Raw genomic sequence first — 16,459 nt, 5'->3', positions numbered from 1 at the left:
AGACGTGCTGATCCTCGCGAACGTCCGTGAACGCTGGTCCGGTTTCCTCGGCGCCTTCGTCGCCGTCCTGGTCGGCGTGGCCCTGATCACCACCACTCTGGTCATCTACGACTCAGCCAAGGCCAAGGTCCAGCCGCGCTACGAAGGCACCGCGGCCCTCGCCCTGCCACCGCAGGCCGTCGACACCGACGGCAACCCCGAGGACCGGATGCCCTGGAGCACGTCCGAGGCCGAGCCGCTGGTCTCCGGCCTCGAGAAGGTCCCGGGCGTCGCCGACGCGGTGGTGGACCGCTCCTTCTACGCACAGGCGATCAAGGACGGCAAGCCCGTCACCGACGAGGGCGCCCTGGAGGCCGGGCACGGCTTCTCCAGCGCGCGGATGGCACCGTACAAGCTGGTCTCCGGCCGGGCTCCGGCCGCGGCGGACGAGGTCGTGGTCGACCGCGCCCTCGGCGCGGCGGTCGGCAGCGAACTGACCGTCAACATCACGCAGGGCCGCGAGCAGTTCAAGGTCGTCGGCACCGTGGACGGCCCCGGCTACTACTTCAGCGAGCAGTTCGCCGCCAAGCAGCAGCCCGGTGTCTCCACCATCGCCCTGATCCCCGACAAGGGCGCCGACACCGGTGCGATCGTCGCCGCCGCGAAGAAGGCCGTCGGCGAGCACGGCAGCGTGGTCTCCGGTGACGGACGGGCCGAGCTGCAACCCGCGCACATCGAGCACAAGCGGTTCCTCGGCGTCCAGCTGATCAGCGCCATGGCCCTCCTGGGCCTGTTCACCACGGCGTTCGTGGTGGCCTCGATGCTGGTCCTGTCGACCGGGATGCGCCGCCGCGAGATCGGCCTCCTGCGCACCATCGGCGCCTCACCGAAGCAGATCCGCCGCATGATCCTCGGTGAGGCCGCCGTGGTCGGCCTGGCCGGCTCGATCGTGGGCTGCGCGGCCGGTGTGGCCGCGACGCCCCTGCTGCTCTCGATCCTCAAAGGCCTGGACGTCACCCCGCCCGGCATGCAGATCAGCATCGCGGCCTGGCCGCTGCTGGTGGCCTCCGTGGTCGGTATCGGCGTCAGCGTGATCGGCGCCTGGAGCGCGGGCCGCAAGGCCGGCAAGGTCGCCCCGATCGAGGCACTGCTCGACAGCCGCTCGGTCAACAAGGGCATGGGGCGCGGTCGCTGGATCGCAGGTCTGTCCGTCCTCGGTCTTGGTGTCCTGCTCGCCATCGGCACCGCCACCACCACCGCCGACAACCGCACCAACATGGCGATCTTCGCCACCATGACGCTGATCGTCGCGGCGGCCCTGCTGGCCCCCGTGTTCGTCGGACCCGTCGGACGGATCCTGACCGCCCCGTTCCAACGCGGCGGCAAGGCCGCTCCGGTCCTGGTCCGGGCCGAACTGGTCGCCAACCCGCGCCGCGCCGCCTCCCTGGTGGCCCCGGTGATCGCCGCCGTCGGCTTCGCGGTGCTGCTCAGCGGCATGGTCGAGACGATGCGGGTCGCCTACCCGGCCGGTGAGGCACTGAAGGTCGCGGGCCAGACGATCGTCACGCCGGACGGCACTCCGGGCAACACCGACGAGGTCGTCGCCGCCAACCCGGTCGGCAAGGCCGCCCTGCCGACCCGCGCGTTCGTCGAGACGAAGAAGGCACGGGACGGCGAGACCGCCGGTGCGGCCACCGCCCTGGACGTCCTGGGCAGCCGGGACCCGAAGTGGAACAAGCAGGGACAGGCCGTCCTCGGCGAGAAGACGGCCGGCGAGCTGGGTCTGAAGCAGGGCCAGGAAGTCCCGGTCCGGTTCGCGGACGGCGCCACCGTCACGCTCACCGTCGCCAAGGTGATGCCCGACGACCCAGCCCGCGGTGACTTCGTGGTCGCCCGCGACCTGGTCCGCGCCCACGACCCGGCCGCGCTCACCGACGACATCTTCGTCCCCGCCGGCGCCAAGGCCTCGGCGGTGGTGCCCGGAGTGGCGCTGCACGACGCCGCCCAGTTCGCCCTGGCCGACTACGACACCGACGCCAAACTCACCGACTCCCTCGCCATGATGCTGATCGTCATCGCCGTCGGCTACAGCGTGATCGCCGTCGCCAACAGCATGGCCATGGCGGCCCACGGCCGACGCCGCGACTTCGGGGTGATGAAGTCGGCCGGCGGCACCGTCCGCCAGCTCCTGTTCATCTCGGCCGGCGAGACCACCCTGGTCGTCGCCATCGGCGCCGCCCTCGGTGTCCTGGTCACGCTGCCCCCGCTGGCCGGCATGGCGGCGGGCCTGTCCGAGGCCACCTCCTCGGACGTGAGCCTGCACCTGAACTCCGGCACCATCGCCACCGCCATCCTCGGCACGCTGGCGGCGGCGGTGCTCGCGGGGATCGCGGTCACGGCGAGGACGCTCAAGCGGCAGACCGCGTAAGGCGCAGGGGAGGGCGAGAGGCAGGACGAGCAGGGGGCGAGCGGCAGGACACGAGGCCTGAAGGAGGACGCACATGCAGCAGGGGGTACTTGCTGCTGCCCGGCTACGGCCTGCGTGCCTCCCGCGCCTTCACCTGGCTGCTCGCCGCCATGACACTCACCGTGCTTCTCCTCATGGGTGCCGACCTGCCCACCCACGATCCCGATCCACCACCACCGGAACCCTGAAGGGCAGCAGGATCAGCCTCAACACCAGCACCGCCCACCCCACCGTGCAGGGGGCTGGTCCAGGCGCATGACATGGGCCCGCGCGGAGAAAGCCAGCCGTGTCGCCGTCAACTCGGTCGTGTTCCGCTCCAGCGGACAGAACCTCACCACCACCGGCACCTACATCGAGATGGCCCTCCTGCCTCCTTGAACCACCCTCCTCGCCCTCGGAGTCCTCGCCATCCTCGGACGCATCAAACGATGACCCACCCGTGCACGGGTGTGCAGCAAACTGAACGCCCCACTGCTGCCCCTAGGTCGTGTCCCCTTGACGGATTGCCAGTGGATCAGCCGCACCCGGTGATCGGTGACCAATGTGGTGTGGCACGGATCGCGCCCTCATACGGGTTCCCCAGGGTCGACGCATCGGCCTGTCGAGATGACGGCGGTGGGTTCAGTGGTGCTCGGTCGCCTGCCTGCCTGCCTGCCTGCCTGGCGCAGGGCAACAGAGATCAGGATGGCGAACGCAGCTGCGGCAGTGCAGGTACGGGCATCGTTGAACAGTTCCCAGCGGCTCAGGATCTCCGCATGGTCGGCCGGCGGCGCGGTGGCGGCCCACTGCTTGATGCGGCCATTGATCGGGACATTCCCGAACCGGGTGATCAGGAAGGACGCGACAGTCAGGAGCCCTGCAGTGGCTGCGAGGACCCGGGCTCGTCCGCGTGTCAGGGCGGCCAGGGTGAGGGCACTGAGGGCCGAGACCGCCATCGCCCCCTGCACGGTGATCCCGTTCATCTTCATCAGCTCGGTGTGGAAGTCGAGTCTCATGTCGATCGGCACGGAGTTGAAGGTGGGGACCAAGTTGGCGGCGCCGTAACCGAAGGCTCCGGCAAGCAGACCGGTGGAGAACAGGGACAGACCCAGGAGGAGGCGGGTGTGCATCTGGTTCATGCCTCCTCGGCGGATCGCGTGAAACGATCGCTCGGTTCTCCTCGTAGCCGGCCGTCCGGAAGCCTGCGACCGTAGGCCAACAGCAGGAGATCCTGGGCGGCGCCGAAGACGGGTGAGCCAGAGCCGTACGACCAGTCGAGGTCCTCGGCGCACAGCTGCACTCCGTCAAGGTCGGCACCGAAGAACTTCAGGCCGCTGGGCCGGATGTCATCGAGGAGGATGCGCAGCCGGTTCTCAGGGACGCGCCGGTGGAGGCCGAGGGCGCACGGTGATGTCCAGCCCGTGCACGACGTCGTGGCCGAGCGCCGCCGTGAGCCCGCCGACCGGTGGTGTCCAGGGATGGTGGGCGTTGTCCCGCAGGAAGGCGGCGAGCGCGGTGGTGGAGTGGGCGGCCGAATCCCTGCGCGCGACCTGATCGGTCATGCGGTGAAGGTTCCCGCGTGCCTTGACCAGTTCACCGAGCATCGTGGGCAAGGAGAGGCGGAACCCCATCGACATGTGCGCCGCCACTTCGCGAACGCGCCATCCCGCGCAGAGACTCTGCTCGTTCCACTGATCGGTTTTCAATGTGTCGAACAGATCGGCCAGTTCTCGGCGTTCCGCCGCGATCGCCGCCCTGACCTCGACACTCTTCCCCTTGCGGGCTGTTGAGTTCCCCATGTGATCAAGCCTGAGGCCAGCAGATCGATAGTGCCAGTAGATAGTTCTGCTGCAATCTAGAATCGCTGCTTATGGAACTCCGCCAGCTGCGCTACTTCGTCTGTGTCGTCGAGGAAGGCGGTTTCACAAGAGCCGCCGCCCGGCTGCATCTGGCCCAGCCCGGCCTCAGCGCCCAGGTCCGCCAGCTGGAGAAGGAACTGGGGCAGCCCCTGCTCGACCGCTCCGCCCGGTCGGTGACACCGACCGAGGTGGGCCGGGCGGTCCTGCCGTACGCCCGGGCCGCACTGGCCGCGGCGGAGTCGGTGCGGCAGACGGTCGATGCGTACACGGGGCTGCTGCGCGGCCGGGTCACGCTCGGACTGGTCTCCGGCGCCACTGGCCATGCCTTCGATATCGCCGCTTTACTCGCGGACTTCCACGACGCCCACCCCTCGGTCGAGGTGGCTCTCACCGAGGACACCACGGAGCGGATGCAGGCCGCGCTCCTGGCCGGCGAGCTCGATATCGCCGTCCTCGGAACGGCAGAGGAGGCGCCCCCGCCCGGAGCGGCCTTCCAGACGGTGATCGATGTCCCGCTGGTCGCCGCTGTCGCGCCAAGCGATCCCGTTCTCGACCGCGTCGACGGTACGAGCGTCCCGCTCGCCGAGCTGCGGGATCGGCCGCTGATCTGCCTGCCGCGCGGCACCGGGGTGCGCACGGCGCTCGAACGCGGCTGTGCACAGGCAGGATTCCGGCCCCGGGTCGCCTTCGAGGCGGCAGCCCCACACGTGCTCTCGCAGCTTGCCGCGCGGGGCCTCGGCATCGCCGTGCTACCTGCCGGTGAGAACGAGTCTCCCCTCGACAGACACCTTCGCACCCTACGGATCGTCCGGCCCGAGATGCGTGCCCGCATCGCGCTCGCCTGGCAGGCCGGCGGCCCTTCGAGCCCCGCGGCCCGCGTTCTCCTCGACCGCCTACGCGAAGTCATCCCCAAGCCCCCCAATTCCTAGACTTCCTCCGTCCTTGGTCACCGTCGTGCCCATATGAGGATGGCGGCGACGTGGAGAGCGGCCTGGTAGGCGACGGCCAGTTTGTCGGTTCGCATGGCCAGGCCGCGCCACTGCTTGAGGCGGTTGATGCATCGCTCGACCGCGTTGCGCTGCTTGTACGACGCCGCGTCGAAAGTCGGCGGGCGACCGCCCGCGCTGCCTCGCCGCAGCCGGTGGCCGACCTGTTCGGACGGCTGGGGGATGACCGCGCGGATTCCGCGTCGGCGGAGGTGACTCCGGATCGCTCGGGATGAGTACGCGCGGTCCGCCAGGACGACGTCCGGGCGAGTTCTCGGCCGTCCGGGTCCGCTTCGCGGAACACGGAAGGCGGCTATGACCATCTCGAAGGCCGGAGCGTCGCCCGCCTGGCCTGCGGTGACGCGAAGGGCCAAGGGCCGCGCATGGGCGTCGCTGGCGAGATGGACCTTCGTGCTCAGGCCACCGCGCGAGCGTCCCAGCGCGTGGTCGCCGGGTTCGGCCTGGCCTGGAGCCCCTTTTTCCTGGCTCCCGCGGCGTGCTGGTGGGCCCGGCAGACAGTGGAGTCCACCGAGACGGTCCAGCCGATGTCGGCATCAGTGTCGGCCGCTGCCAGGACCGCGGCAAGGATGCGTTCCCAGGTGCCGTGCACGGCCCACCTGATCAGGCGTTTGTGAGCGGTCTGGAATGAGCCGAGTTCTTTCGGCAGGTCCCGCCAGGGCGAGCAGGTGCGGTACTTCCACGCGATGGCCTCCAAGGTGCGGCGGTGATCGGCCCACCGCCGTCCGCGGACCGGATCAGCCGGCATCAGCGGCTCGATCCGGCCCCACATCGCATCGGTGATCACTAACCGGACGGACACATCCGATCAACTGACCAGCCGATCAAAGAGACACGCTCTAGGACATCCCTTTCGGATCGTGCCCGCGCCCGTGCCCCCTCGGCGAGATCCAAAGCGACGGCTCCCGGCTTCGGCCGTCCGGCAACCATGGGCCGGGCTATGTTGATCACATGACACGCAGTAACACCGCGATAACCACAGCTCTTCTGGCGTGCCTGACGCTTTCCGCATGTTCGGCGGAGAAGGCTTCGGAGGGGGCACCGCCGCCCGCCGGGGCGCCGTCCGCGAGCGGAAAGGGCGAGCCGCAGCCTTTCAAGGACGACACCGACGTGCCGCTGACCAGGCAGCTCGACCGGGGTGAGCTCACCCAGGCGATTCCCGACGCCGAGGACGTGGTCCCCGGCTATTACCCCGGCAGCCTGCACAAGAGCATGCTCGGGGAACCCGATGACTGCGCTCCCCTGAAGGCTCCCGCGCCGGCCGGTTGGCAGCGAGCGGGCAGCGGCGACTACGACTACCAGGGATCGACCCTCTCACGTGGGATCGACCTGGACGTCTGCCAGTTCGACACCGCCGCCCACGCGAAGGCCGCGTACGACCGGTGGCCCGACAGGGACGAATCGGCTCCCGTCAAGGTGCGCACTTCGATCGGAGAAGAATCGGTCTTCCTCGCGCACAGCGGATCGAGCGGCACGGTCTACGGCTACAGCCGGTCCGGCACGGTCATCGCCCGAGTCCGCGTCGAGGACGCGGGCGGGGATCCCACGGACGCCCATGACGTGCTGGCTGCCACGATCAAGCGACTCCAGCAGGTCCAGGCGGGCCGGCGGGCCACGGCGACGGCGGCCGAGATCGCCGCGGCCGAGCAGGCCCGGGGTTAGGGGTGTCTTGCCGGTCATGACTGGCCCGTCCGGCGGGATCCTGTTTGTCAGCGGTGCACTCATCCCGGACGACTCTGTTGGGTGACGTGCGTCGTCCTCCATCGGGCACCTCTAGGACAGGAGTTGACCTAAAGCGGAACTAGCGTCATCACCACGTTGAGGCACTCGCCCCCCAGGAGGCAGTCAGATGTCCGTCAAGCCGGTTCCCCAGGGCTACAACACCGTGACGCCGTGGATCATCTCGCGCGACACCCTGCAGCTCATCGACTTCATGAAGAGGGCGTTCGGCGCGGAGGAACTCGCCTGCCTGGCCGGCAAAGACGGAAGCATCGAGCACGCGGAGGTGCGGATCGGCGACTCGGTGGTGATGATGTTCGACGCGCGGCCGGAGTGGCCGCCGACCCCCGGCTTCCTCCGCCTCTACGTCGAGGACGCCGACGCCGTGCATCGGCAGGCCGTTGCGGCCGGCGGCACCTCGGTCACTGAGGTCACCCACCTGTTCTTCGGCGACCGGGTCGGGCGGGTGCGCGACCCGCTGGGCAACCTGTACTGGATCCAGACCCACGTGGAAGACCTGAGCCCGCAGGAGATGGAACGCCGCCTCGACGACCCGGAGTTCACCCAAGCGATGGAGTACGTCCAAAGCGCCGACTTCTTCCCAGGCCGAGCCTCTGACCTCGACTGAGCAGCCACCGTCTCGCCTGCCACCCCGGGGTGAGAAGACGGTGCCCAAGATCGTGGTGTGTCGAACGTTGCGGGCGGTGCGGTGCCGGATGCCGCACCGCGGTGCCGCCGGTGACGACTACAGAGCCTCGGCACACCGGCATTGCAGCTGCCGGGGGGCGCGCCGTTTCGCCTCCGACGGAAGGCCCGCAACGGTCAGCTCGTGCGCGCGGCACGGCGACGTGTCCACCACGACAGCCGCGGCGCGGTGGCGAGGTCGACGGCCCGGCCGAACGTCTGCGGAGCGCTGCCGTACCTGGGTCCAACTGCGTCCTGGTTCGCGTGCGCGGGTTCCGTCGGAGTGGTCCCGGACCGCCGGGGTCCGTCGATAGATACTGTGGTGAGACACGCGGCGTCCCCCGAAATCAACGAGGCTCTGCTCGACCGACATGCTGTGGACGCCGCCCGAACGCAGGAGTAAAGCCTCGCGCGAGCACGTTCAGGGCTGCGCGGGATGGTCTGCCGCATCTTGCCTGGACACCGGGACGAGCCGGAGAGTCGGCATCAGAGCGTCGGCGAGCCCGGCATAGTCGGAGCTGTGGCGCCGGTCGCCCGATACCACAGCAAGCTCGATGATGTGGTGGCGGCCGGGTGGGGCGACCACGTAAGTGACCACGTACCCCCTCTTTCGTCGCAAGCCGCCCCAGACACGCTGGGTGAACGGCCCTGCGAGGCGGACCGCGGGCCCGGCCGGGACATCCTGGTACGACACCGCGGGACGCCCCACGAAGTGCGGCCGCTGCAACAGCATGTCCACAACCTCCGCCAGGGTGGGCTGGGCACCACCGTCCTCGCCGTAGCAGTCGATGGTCAGGGCTGCGACCGGTCCGGCGAGGAACCGCCGCAGGCTTGTGGGGTCTCCGGGGTAATACCTGGCCGTGATGAGCGCGCCCGTCGTGTCATCCTCGGTGTCCTCGACCCAGCCGGTCCCCAGGTCAACCTCGCAGGCGAAGTCCTCGACCTCGAAATCTCCAAGGTCGTCGCGCACGGTGATGTCCCTCCTCGGCCTCTCGAACCCTCTCATGATGGCCGCAGGCCTATCAGCGCGTGCCTTGCTTGCCTTCCAGATCGGAACCCTCTGAACTGCGGAGGCTGCTCCACACCTTAAGGCCTGTCCGGCGGATCATTGCCGGCGGCAGGTGACCCCGGGCAGTGATCCATCGGACGCGACCGGGAAGGGAGCGTGAGGCCATGGAGAACTTGCCGACGTACTCGTCGAAGAGCTCGAATGCCGACTCCCGTACGGAGTTCGTCCATGCGCTCGGGCCCTTCACAGGGCCACGGAAGCGGCGCCCCGTCCTTCACGGCGGCGATCTGATTCCGTAGACCTGCTTGCGGCCCTCGTTGACGCGTGCGGTCGCGCGGGAAGGCCAGCGCACGCGGGCTGGCCGAGCCTGCCGGCACAGCCTGCCGCGTCAGATGGAGGCCGCGACGCTGAACGCCGAACCGCCGGCCGCCATCCCGAGCGGACCAGGCCGGTGAACCGCACCGGCAGCGGCAGGGTGGCGGCCACCTCGGCGAGCTTCCAGCGGATCGGGGCGGTCAGCTCCGGACAGGCTGTCAGGGTGAGGTTCGGACTGTTGGTCGGTGAACGGTGGCGCGCCTGGCTGGGCAGCCCCGCGTCCGCGAGCCGCCGCCAGGCCTCCCGGACCGCCAGCTCTGCCGCCTCATCCAACAGGAGTTCGACGGTGCGCACCGCTGCAGCGTACCGATGATCGCTTGCGGCTCCGCCGCCGGCCGGGCCGTGAGGCCGGGCGAAGCGGGGCCCCGCGGTCGGTCTCCTCGACGACGGTTTCCGCCGCATGGCGCGGGAGTGCCCTGCGTCTCGTCCTGCGAGACGACATCCAGGACAAGTCATGTCCCCCCGATCGTGCCCGGCGACGCCAGTGTCCACATCAGAGCGGTGAGGACGGCGTCCTCGGCCAACGCCGACCAGAAGCCTCGCCATCACCGCCACAGGCGCCCGGGGAGCCCGGCTTCTTCATCAGGTGACCCTCAACGCCCCAGCTGAAGCCGTCTACACGACATCCGCTCCGAACCCCGGCCTCTACAGAACTGCTCCCTGGCCGTGCCGGCGCGCCGGGGGGTGCCGGGGAAGGCGGGGCCCAGGCGCAGCGGCAGGGCGTCGAACCGGTCGCCAGTGATATCGACCAGGAGCGGGCAGCACTGGAGCCAGGCGTGGGTGGGAGCTGCTCTGCCGACGTGGTCCATCCGGGAGCTGCTGTGCGACTGCCACTCGCCAGGCCCGACCGCTTCAGGTGGGCGGCCGGAGCCAGTGAGGTGAGCCGGCACGCTCCGCGCGGGGAACACCGAGTGGCTCCGGGCGCGGGGCGGCCGATCGGTGACATGAATTCTGTCTTCCTGCCCGTGGGCACGCGGCCGCCGTGGGATCGTCGTTGCGGTCCTGGCCGGGTTGTCCACCGCAGTACGAAACGCCGGAGAACTGGGCTACACGTCGCCGGCAGTGGCCGACGGGACGCTCTACGTCGGCGGCAGCAAGCGCGTCTACGCCTTGGACACGGCCGTCGGCACCAAGAGGTGGGCCTATGACAGGGGCGACCGGACCGGGACGGCGCCGGTGGTGGCCGGCGACGTCGTCTACAAGGGGTGCCACGACAAGAAGGTGTAGAGGCCGCACGGCCTGCCCCGTGCTCGGGTCGTGCTGGAGCAGGAAGGTGTAGACCGCGTGCTCGGTGCTCTCGGGCGGGACGACTGCATCGCCCCATCCGTCGTCGCCGACGGCGGTCGGGTGGAGTCGACCGCCCGCACCACCTCCGGGGGCGTGGTCGGGCAGGCGTCGGCGTCCCTGCGGGTGATCTGACTGCTCGTCGCCAGCACCACTTCTTGAAGATCTCGGCTGCCCCGCTGAGGGCCTGTCGCCGAAGCGACGGTGGTTGCTGCTGTAGTGCGATGCGACCGGCTGCTAGCTTCCGGAGCCATGACCGACAACGTGTATGTGGGCAATGCCGGCAGGGACGCGGCGCTGGACCGGGGGTGGCTGCTGGGACATTTCAAGGATGCCTCCGATCCTCGTCACAGTGAGGACGTGGAGATCAAATGGGGGGTCCACCCGCAGGGTGATGAACGCGCACAGTGGGTGACTGGTGAAGAGCGCACCGCCCTGTTGGTCCTCATCAGCGGGCGGTTCCGAGTGGAACTGCCCGGGCGCAGTGTTCTCCTGGCTGAGCAGGGGGACTACGTCGTCTGGGGCCGAGGCGTCGATCACTCCTGGTTCGCGGAGGAGGAGTCCGTGGTTCTGACGGTCCGCTGGCCCTCGGTCCCCGGCTACAAGGTGAGCGATGAGGACGATTCCGCTGCTGGTCATAGCCATTCGTCCAGGACCGCGACCAGCACGGTGGCCTCGTAGCGGACGGCCGACTTGTCAGGGCGTGTGGCCACCGCACGGTAGCGCTTGAGGCGATTGATCCCGCATTCGACCGCGTGGCGTTCGCGGTAGTCGGTCGTGTCGAACTTCGGCGGCCGACCCCCGTGATAGCCGCGATTCTTGGGGTTGCAAACCCGGTCCGCCGGGAAGGGGATCGTTGCCTTGATCCCGCGTCGGCGCATGTAGGCGCGGTTCTGCGGGAGTCGTACGCGTTGTCAGCTCGCACCGCACCCGGTCCGGGCGCTTGCGCGGCCGTACCAGGCGGGGCCGGGGTACCCGGCTCGCCGCCAGGACCGGCTCGAACTGCGGTGAATCCCCGCGTTGCCCGGCCCTGATCACCACCGACAGCGGCTTCTGCCCCTGCTCGACCGTCGAGTGGATCTTGCTGGTACGGCCCGCCCCGGGACCGACCGAGCCCGTGGTCGGCCGGCTCGGCGAGGACCCCGCCGGGCGGCTCCTTCCGGAGAGCTCCCTTTCGCCGCCCAGCGGCACGCCGGTGAGCCCGGCAAACCGTCGCGTCGGCGTTCACGTCCCAGGTGATCAGCCCCTTTCGCGTCCGCCTCGGCCTGAAAATGGTTGATGATCCGGGCCCAGGTGCCGTCCCGCTGCCGGCGGCGGAACAGGACGTGGACCCGGTCCCATGGGCCGTACCTTTCGGGAACCTTCCGCCACGGGGCGCCCGTCCGGGCCGCCACCGTATGCCGTCTGTGAACTACCGCCGCGTCCACACTGGCGGGCGGCCGGGCTTGATGCCCCCATCGCGCCGGCCGCCCCGCCGTGACCGATCTTCGCCAGTGCACCCTGTGTCCCGGCCGGCGGAGACGAAGTCGTCGAGCTGTTCGACCGGGAACTCATCGAGGTTCAGAAGAGACCGGAGTGGACGAGTGGGGCCGACAGCCGCGTGCGTTGCCGTCGTCCAGCAGGGCGAGCTGGTACTCGACGGCCCCGGTGTGCCGCTTCTCGTCGTTCGTGGCGAGGAGGTCGAGCAGGGCACCACTGCCGCATGGCAGGGCTTGAGCCAGAGACGGACCGAGGCGGCGGTGGTGACAGTGCCGTGGAAGACACAGGCGCGCCTGTTGAATCGCGTCGCAACAGCCCCTGGGGTGCTTGAGCAGGTCGATCGCCCGCTCGGCCTCCTTGCGGCGGCTGTACATCTGCCGGTCGGACCCGACCGCCCGGCCTCCCGTGCCGCCATGGCGGCTCCGGTGGGCCCGTTGGTCCCTCCGCTCACGCAGGTACGTGCGGTTCGCTCAGGCGCTCGGATCCACTGCGTAGACGTAGCGGAAGTCGTCCCACTCACCGACCGTCCACATCACTTTCTCGGACCCGTGGTAGCTGAGATCCTCCGGTCCGGTGGACAGGCGGCTCTGCCGTGCGGGCGCTCCGCCGCCGGGTTTCCAGGACATCAGCTGTCCGCGCCTGGTCCGGCCGGCGCTGACCGAGAGGTAGTAGGTGCCGTTGACGCTGGCTGCCCCCTGCATCTGGCGCCGGCCGACTTCCCACACCTCGTTGGCCACGAGGGAGCCCGTCGTGTCCGACCAGCCCGGTGGCAGCGGCCAGCGGACGAGCTTCGGCTTGCGGCTGTTGTTGGGCCTGCCCCGGAAATCACTGTCGTAGCTGATGGTTCCGTCCTGGTCGTATTCGCAGACAAGGAGGCTGTGGGGGGAGGTCGTGCGGTCCACCGAGACCGCGGAGAAGCGCAGCCTGAGGCCCACGTTGTCGTAGGCGCCCACCTGAGGGAGGACGTACTTGTACCCGTACGAGTAGTAGTCCCCGGCATCTCCGTTCCCGTGCAGTCCGACCCACGTCGGCCTGTCGTCTCTGGCCACGAGGATCGTGCTGAGGTCGAAGACGCGCAGCCCGTTGTACGTGTCCGCGACGTACAGGTAGCCGTTGTACGCGGCGATGCCGCCCGCGTGAATGCGGACAGGGCCGTATGTGTAGAGGCCGTCGGCATTCCTGTACGGCTCCACGAGGAGAATGTGGCGATACCTTGGTGTTCCGGCGGGACTCCAGTCGACGAAGCTGACCCGCATCCCTTGGTTCTGCGCGCCGCCGAGGTCGTACCACGAGACGAGCAGAGTGGAACCTGCCCCGGCGTCGTCGTACGCGGTGGTGACTCCCTGCGGGCGCCAGCCCGCGGTCGACTGGTCGTGGCGGACGTCCCAGTTGAAACCGTAGACGTATTCCTCAGCGATGTTGGCCCGTCCTTCGGCCGGATCGACCAGCGCCCCCGTCCTGTTGGCGTCCGCCAGCACTTGCGCCTCTGACGCCCTGGGAAGAATCCGCCCCAAGCCGGCGATCGCTTCCCTGTACAGGGTGCGCCCAGGTCCCCGGGAGGTGTACAGGCGCCGCCTGAACCGGTAGTCGCTCGGTTGCTGAGCCACTGCAGGGGTGGGCAAGGCAACCGTTGCGGTCGCCGCAGCCAAGGGCGCGGTGGCTAATCCCGTTAACAGGGATCTGCGTGGAATGCTCATGGCGAGCAGGCTACGGATGGAATCCGAGCGTCAGTAGACACCCGGAGAGGCGGTTTACGGCCACCCTCACGCCGCCGCCGAGTGCGCCGACAGCCGGCGCCACCTGCCAGGCGGAACCGGATCGGCAAGGTCGATACGAACGGCTCCCGCGCACCAGCGGCGTATGCGATCTGCACACCGCAGTGACACGCGCCATCTGGCGCCCGCACAGACGACTGGCTTCACGATCACTGGGATCTCCCCGGCACGCCTTCCCGGGGGAGTTACTGCGCGGTGTGCAGAGCGGGACCACCGCCAGGGTGGCCCGCACGCCGCTGGAGCAGTTCAGCCACAGCGCCAGCCTCGTTCAGTCTGAATGCCGCCTCCTGCCGTGGGGGTTGCCCACTCCGGCGGTCGAGGAGCTGCGATGCCTGCGCGGCATCCGGCGAGCAGCAGCGCCTGGTCGCCCGGCTGGGGGACAAAGTCCGACAGGCAGCCCCGTGGCTCACCAACTCCATGCGCAAAAAGATCAGGTACTGGAGACAGCACCTCCACAGGCCCCGCTCCGTGCCGAAGTAGGCGACGGCTCCGGCACCGTCGCTGGCTGCGTCCACCGCCACCAGGTGCGAGCGCGGGAACGGGGCGGGAGATCGGGGCTACTGGGAGGGAAGGGTGGATCTGGACGCTGTCGCCGATGAACTGTATGGCCTGCCACCGGCGACTTCACCACAGGCCCGGGGCGAGCGGGCCAAGGCCACCCCACCCGCGCCACCGGGCACTGAGAGCCGGCCGAACAGATTCGCCGGCTGCGCCGCCTCGCCCTGGCGGCGTGGGCCGCACCGGCCCCGCGCCGCCCGGCTCGTCGGTGAGGCGGCCGAGCGTCGCAGCCCGATACCCGAACCCGGGCTCCTCAGGCCAGAGGTAGCTGGCCGAGCGGCCGACCACGGTCGGCCTGTGCCTCCACGAACGCGGCCACGTCCGGTCCCATCGGGAAGGTGGGGCCGCCCCAGTACACCGGGCCCGGCACGGGTGCGAGGTGCACCTCGGTGCCGTGCACGCGCGCGGCGTCGAAGACTTTGCAGTATCAGCATGCCCGCCAGGTCCAGCGCGCCAAGGCGGGCGTGCCATGTCTGGGTATCCGGATCGTACGAGGCGATTCCGAGGAGCCTGTCGAGTTGCTCTTGCCATTGGTGATCGGTTGACGAACGTCCCACGAGTGGCCGGCCACACGGCAATGGGTCCCTCAGGAGTGCGTGGGAGTGAAGGACTGTGGGTGCGTCTTGCTGGTGCGGCAAACGATGGCCGGACGCGGAGGAGGGAGCATCGAGGTGTGCCGATGGGGGAGCGGGGAGCGAGCGCAAAGGGACGCTCGGCCGCCTGGGCCGCCCCTTGAAGTCGAAGCCCTCGACCGCCCCGGCTGACCCGCTGGAGTGGCTGGCAAGGATCGAGTCGTCACTCCGCAGGCGGGGTGAGCCAGACGTGATCGCCAGCGACTTGGCCTGTGGTGCAGCTCAGGGGGCTGCCAGATTAAGGGATCCCAACGCCTGCCGCATCAACGCAACTGCATCGGCGACCACATCAAGCTCCTCCTGCTGCGGAACGAAGTTGGGACATGGCTCTCAGGACCGTCTGAGAAACGGCGCTCGCACCTGCGAGGTATTGGGAATATGCGTCATGCCGGAGCTGTCGCAACCACTGCTCATGTGCTGCTGCGCCTTGGCGGTCGGCTCGGTAGCGGGCCCTACGAAAGGTCACCAGAGCAGCAACTGAGGCGCCTGCTGCGCCGATCAGACCTCCCCCTAATACGCCGATCAGTCCTGCGAGTCCCGCGTCCATGCCGTGATCGTATGGGGTACGCCGACGACTGCGGGAATGCCACATCCACCACACGTGGCACGTGGCATGGCCTACGGCGCCGGGAGCGGCGCCATCAGCTCCTTCGTCCCCGGGATCACCGGGGGGCCGGTCATGATCAAAGCGTGGCCAGGATCGGAGACCGCGGGTACCGGCGCTGGTGCGCGTCCCACCTACCAGCAGCGTTCCGAGATGAGCGGCCCACCTTGGACGGACGTCTGGGCTACTTCAGGGTGACGAGCATCCTGGCCCTGCCGAAGCGACCGTGTGGGACCGCCAGTGATCTTGAAGCGGTCGAGAAGGGTCGCGCACCGTGAAAGGTGTTCCACGGACGGCTCCTGGAGCAGCTCACCCCGGTAAAATTCCACAGGATCATGAGTTGCGCGTGGGTAGCCACGCGTTGCCGCCGCCACAGCTCACAAGAAAGCGACATCAGGAGGAATCATGCTCAAGCTGGACGCCCCCATGGGCGGCCCCTCCGGGTTCAGAACAGTGATTTCAAACGACGACTACCCGGAATCTCAGTACGGATATGCCGGGCCGGGGTGGAGCTGGATGTGGGTAAATTCCCCATTCGCCTTATCTTTCGTGGAGGGGCAGTTCACTCGCAGGGTTTTCAAGCAATACCAGACGTCACATCGCGACCTGCGGTCCTTCGTCAGCGAAAGCCTCGCACCCAACGATCCGCGCTGGTCCAAAGCGTGCGCCGCCGCTCTTCGCGACACGACCGCACAGGAATTCATTCTGGTCTGCTCGATCTGGGCGTTCGCCTCGTTCGAAGTCCGCTCGGGCAGGAGCGCGGAAGCAGGTACGGCCTTCTACAACGGATGGGTCGCAGCCATGAACGCCGATCCGCAGGCCACATACGCACTGCGGAGCTCCGAGAAACCCACCGTCATAGTGATGAGCTAACCGCGGGTCCCATGCCGTCCCACTGCCTTGAGGCGTTCCCGATTTCAGAACCAGGCCCTTCCCCCGGCCTGCCATCCAGAACTGTCCGTCTCTCGCAGGGGATTGGGGGCCTTCGCCCATGTCACAGGCCGCTACAGGCGCCAGCGTCACAGAGACACGTGACAGGCGGCGCAACAGCC

16 protein-coding genes and 2 pseudogenes are annotated in these 16,459 nt (G+C 68.9%); 10 read left to right on the top strand and 8 right to left on the bottom strand.

The window, feature by feature from the left end; translation table 11 throughout:
* The first annotated feature begins 4 nt into the window (after nt 1-4).
* The 3 genes from ACZ4U1_RS00280 (at nt 5) to ACZ4U1_RS00270 (ending at nt 2,824) form a co-directional block, all read left to right on the top strand.
* Nucleotides 5-2,407: an ABC transporter permease gene (locus tag ACZ4U1_RS00280; RefSeq protein ID WP_467897661.1), complete on the top strand. Its 2,403-nt coding sequence runs from the start codon at nt 5-7 to the stop codon at nt 2,405-2,407.
* Between the two features lie 89 nt (nt 2,408-2,496).
* Nucleotides 2,497-2,634 carry a hypothetical protein gene (locus ACZ4U1_RS00275; protein WP_467897659.1) on the top strand — a complete coding sequence of 46 codons (138 nt, stop codon included), beginning with the start codon at nt 2,497-2,499 and terminating at the stop codon, nt 2,632-2,634.
* Nucleotides 2,635-2,701: 67 nt separating this feature from the next.
* Nucleotides 2,702-2,824 (top strand): hypothetical protein, encoded by a 123-nt coding sequence (locus ACZ4U1_RS00270; protein ID WP_467897658.1) that lies wholly within the window; start codon nt 2,702-2,704, stop codon nt 2,822-2,824.
* A gap of 188 nt (nt 2,825-3,012) precedes the next feature.
* Here ACZ4U1_RS00270 and ACZ4U1_RS00265 read toward each other — a convergent pair whose 3' ends face one another.
* A complete protein-coding gene (locus ACZ4U1_RS00265; protein ID WP_467897657.1) occupies nt 3,013-3,564 on the bottom strand; it encodes an anthrone oxygenase family protein in 552 nt (183 codons plus the stop codon).
* Nucleotides 3,561-4,224 (bottom strand): annotated as a pseudogene (locus ACZ4U1_RS00260) (maleylpyruvate isomerase family mycothiol-dependent enzyme). The gene ACZ4U1_RS00265 and the pseudogene ACZ4U1_RS00260 overlap by 4 nt, the downstream one beginning before the upstream one ends.
* Before the next feature lie 71 nt (nt 4,225-4,295).
* On the opposite strand from ACZ4U1_RS00260, the gene ACZ4U1_RS00255 reads away from it, so the two are divergent.
* Nucleotides 4,296-5,213: a LysR family transcriptional regulator gene (locus ACZ4U1_RS00255; protein ID WP_467897655.1), complete on the top strand. Its 918-nt coding sequence runs from the start codon at nt 4,296-4,298 to the stop codon at nt 5,211-5,213.
* A 17-nt stretch (nt 5,214-5,230) separates the two neighbouring features.
* On the opposite strand, the gene ACZ4U1_RS00250 is transcribed toward ACZ4U1_RS00255, so the two are convergent.
* Nucleotides 5,231-6,060 (bottom strand): IS5 family transposase gene (locus ACZ4U1_RS00250; RefSeq protein ID WP_467899996.1). Its coding sequence is split into 2 segments (ribosomal slippage): nt 5,231-5,724 and nt 5,724-6,060, totalling 831 coding nucleotides; the frame shifts between segments, so codons are not numbered across the junction.
* 179 nt (nt 6,061-6,239) lie between these two features.
* On the opposite strand from ACZ4U1_RS00250, the gene ACZ4U1_RS00245 reads away from it, so the two are divergent.
* On the top strand, nt 6,240-6,950 hold the full coding sequence (locus ACZ4U1_RS00245; RefSeq protein ID WP_467897654.1) for a hypothetical protein: 711 nt from the start codon (nt 6,240-6,242) through the stop codon (nt 6,948-6,950).
* Between the two features lie 187 nt (nt 6,951-7,137).
* Entirely contained in the window at nt 7,138-7,635 is a 498-nt protein-coding gene (locus ACZ4U1_RS00240) for a VOC family protein (protein ID WP_467897652.1), read from the top strand.
* Between the two features lie 477 nt (nt 7,636-8,112).
* On the opposite strand, the gene ACZ4U1_RS00235 is transcribed toward ACZ4U1_RS00240, so the two are convergent.
* Entirely contained in the window at nt 8,113-8,697 is a 585-nt protein-coding gene (locus ACZ4U1_RS00235; protein ID WP_467897651.1) for a hypothetical protein, read from the bottom strand.
* A gap of 1,389 nt (nt 8,698-10,086) precedes the next feature.
* Between ACZ4U1_RS00235 and ACZ4U1_RS00230 the strand changes: the two genes are divergently transcribed.
* From ACZ4U1_RS00230 to ACZ4U1_RS00220, 3 genes are all read left to right on the top strand, one after another.
* Entirely contained in the window at nt 10,087-10,302 is a 216-nt protein-coding gene (locus ACZ4U1_RS00230; RefSeq protein ID WP_467897649.1) for an outer membrane protein assembly factor BamB family protein, read from the top strand.
* 57 nt (nt 10,303-10,359) lie between these two features.
* A complete protein-coding gene (locus tag ACZ4U1_RS00225) occupies nt 10,360-10,494 on the top strand; it encodes a hypothetical protein (protein ID WP_467897648.1) in 135 nt (44 codons plus the stop codon).
* 117 nt (nt 10,495-10,611) lie between these two features.
* On the top strand, nt 10,612-11,040 hold the full coding sequence (locus ACZ4U1_RS00220) for a cupin domain-containing protein (RefSeq protein WP_467897646.1): 429 nt from the start codon (nt 10,612-10,614) through the stop codon (nt 11,038-11,040).
* A 353-nt stretch (nt 11,041-11,393) separates the two neighbouring features.
* On the opposite strand, the gene ACZ4U1_RS00215 is transcribed toward ACZ4U1_RS00220, so the two are convergent.
* The 4 genes and pseudogenes from ACZ4U1_RS00215 to ACZ4U1_RS00200 form a co-directional block, all read right to left on the bottom strand.
* Entirely contained in the window at nt 11,394-11,753 is a 360-nt protein-coding gene (locus ACZ4U1_RS00215; protein WP_467897644.1) for a transposase, read from the bottom strand.
* 317 nt (nt 11,754-12,070) lie between these two features.
* Nucleotides 12,071-12,305, bottom strand: a pseudogene (locus ACZ4U1_RS00210) (IS5/IS1182 family transposase); the annotation flags it as partial.
* A 3-nt stretch (nt 12,306-12,308) separates the two neighbouring features.
* Complete coding sequence (locus ACZ4U1_RS00205) at nt 12,309-13,535, bottom strand: hypothetical protein (protein ID WP_467897642.1); 1,227 nt, start codon at nt 13,533-13,535, stop codon at nt 12,309-12,311.
* A gap of 889 nt (nt 13,536-14,424) precedes the next feature.
* Complete coding sequence (locus tag ACZ4U1_RS00200; protein WP_467897641.1) at nt 14,425-14,571, bottom strand: hypothetical protein; 147 nt, start codon at nt 14,569-14,571, stop codon at nt 14,425-14,427.
* A 1,241-nt stretch (nt 14,572-15,812) separates the two neighbouring features.
* Between ACZ4U1_RS00200 and ACZ4U1_RS00195 the strand changes: the two genes are divergently transcribed.
* Nucleotides 15,813-16,280 (top strand): hypothetical protein, encoded by a 468-nt coding sequence (locus ACZ4U1_RS00195; RefSeq protein ID WP_467897639.1) that lies wholly within the window; start codon nt 15,813-15,815, stop codon nt 16,278-16,280.
* Nucleotides 16,281-16,459: the final 179 nt, after the last annotated feature.

Source organism: Streptomyces sp. NPDC028928 (assembly GCF_055564915.1).
The sequence above is the reverse complement of the archived record's forward strand: the minus strand, read 5'-3'. Positions and strand labels throughout refer to the sequence as shown.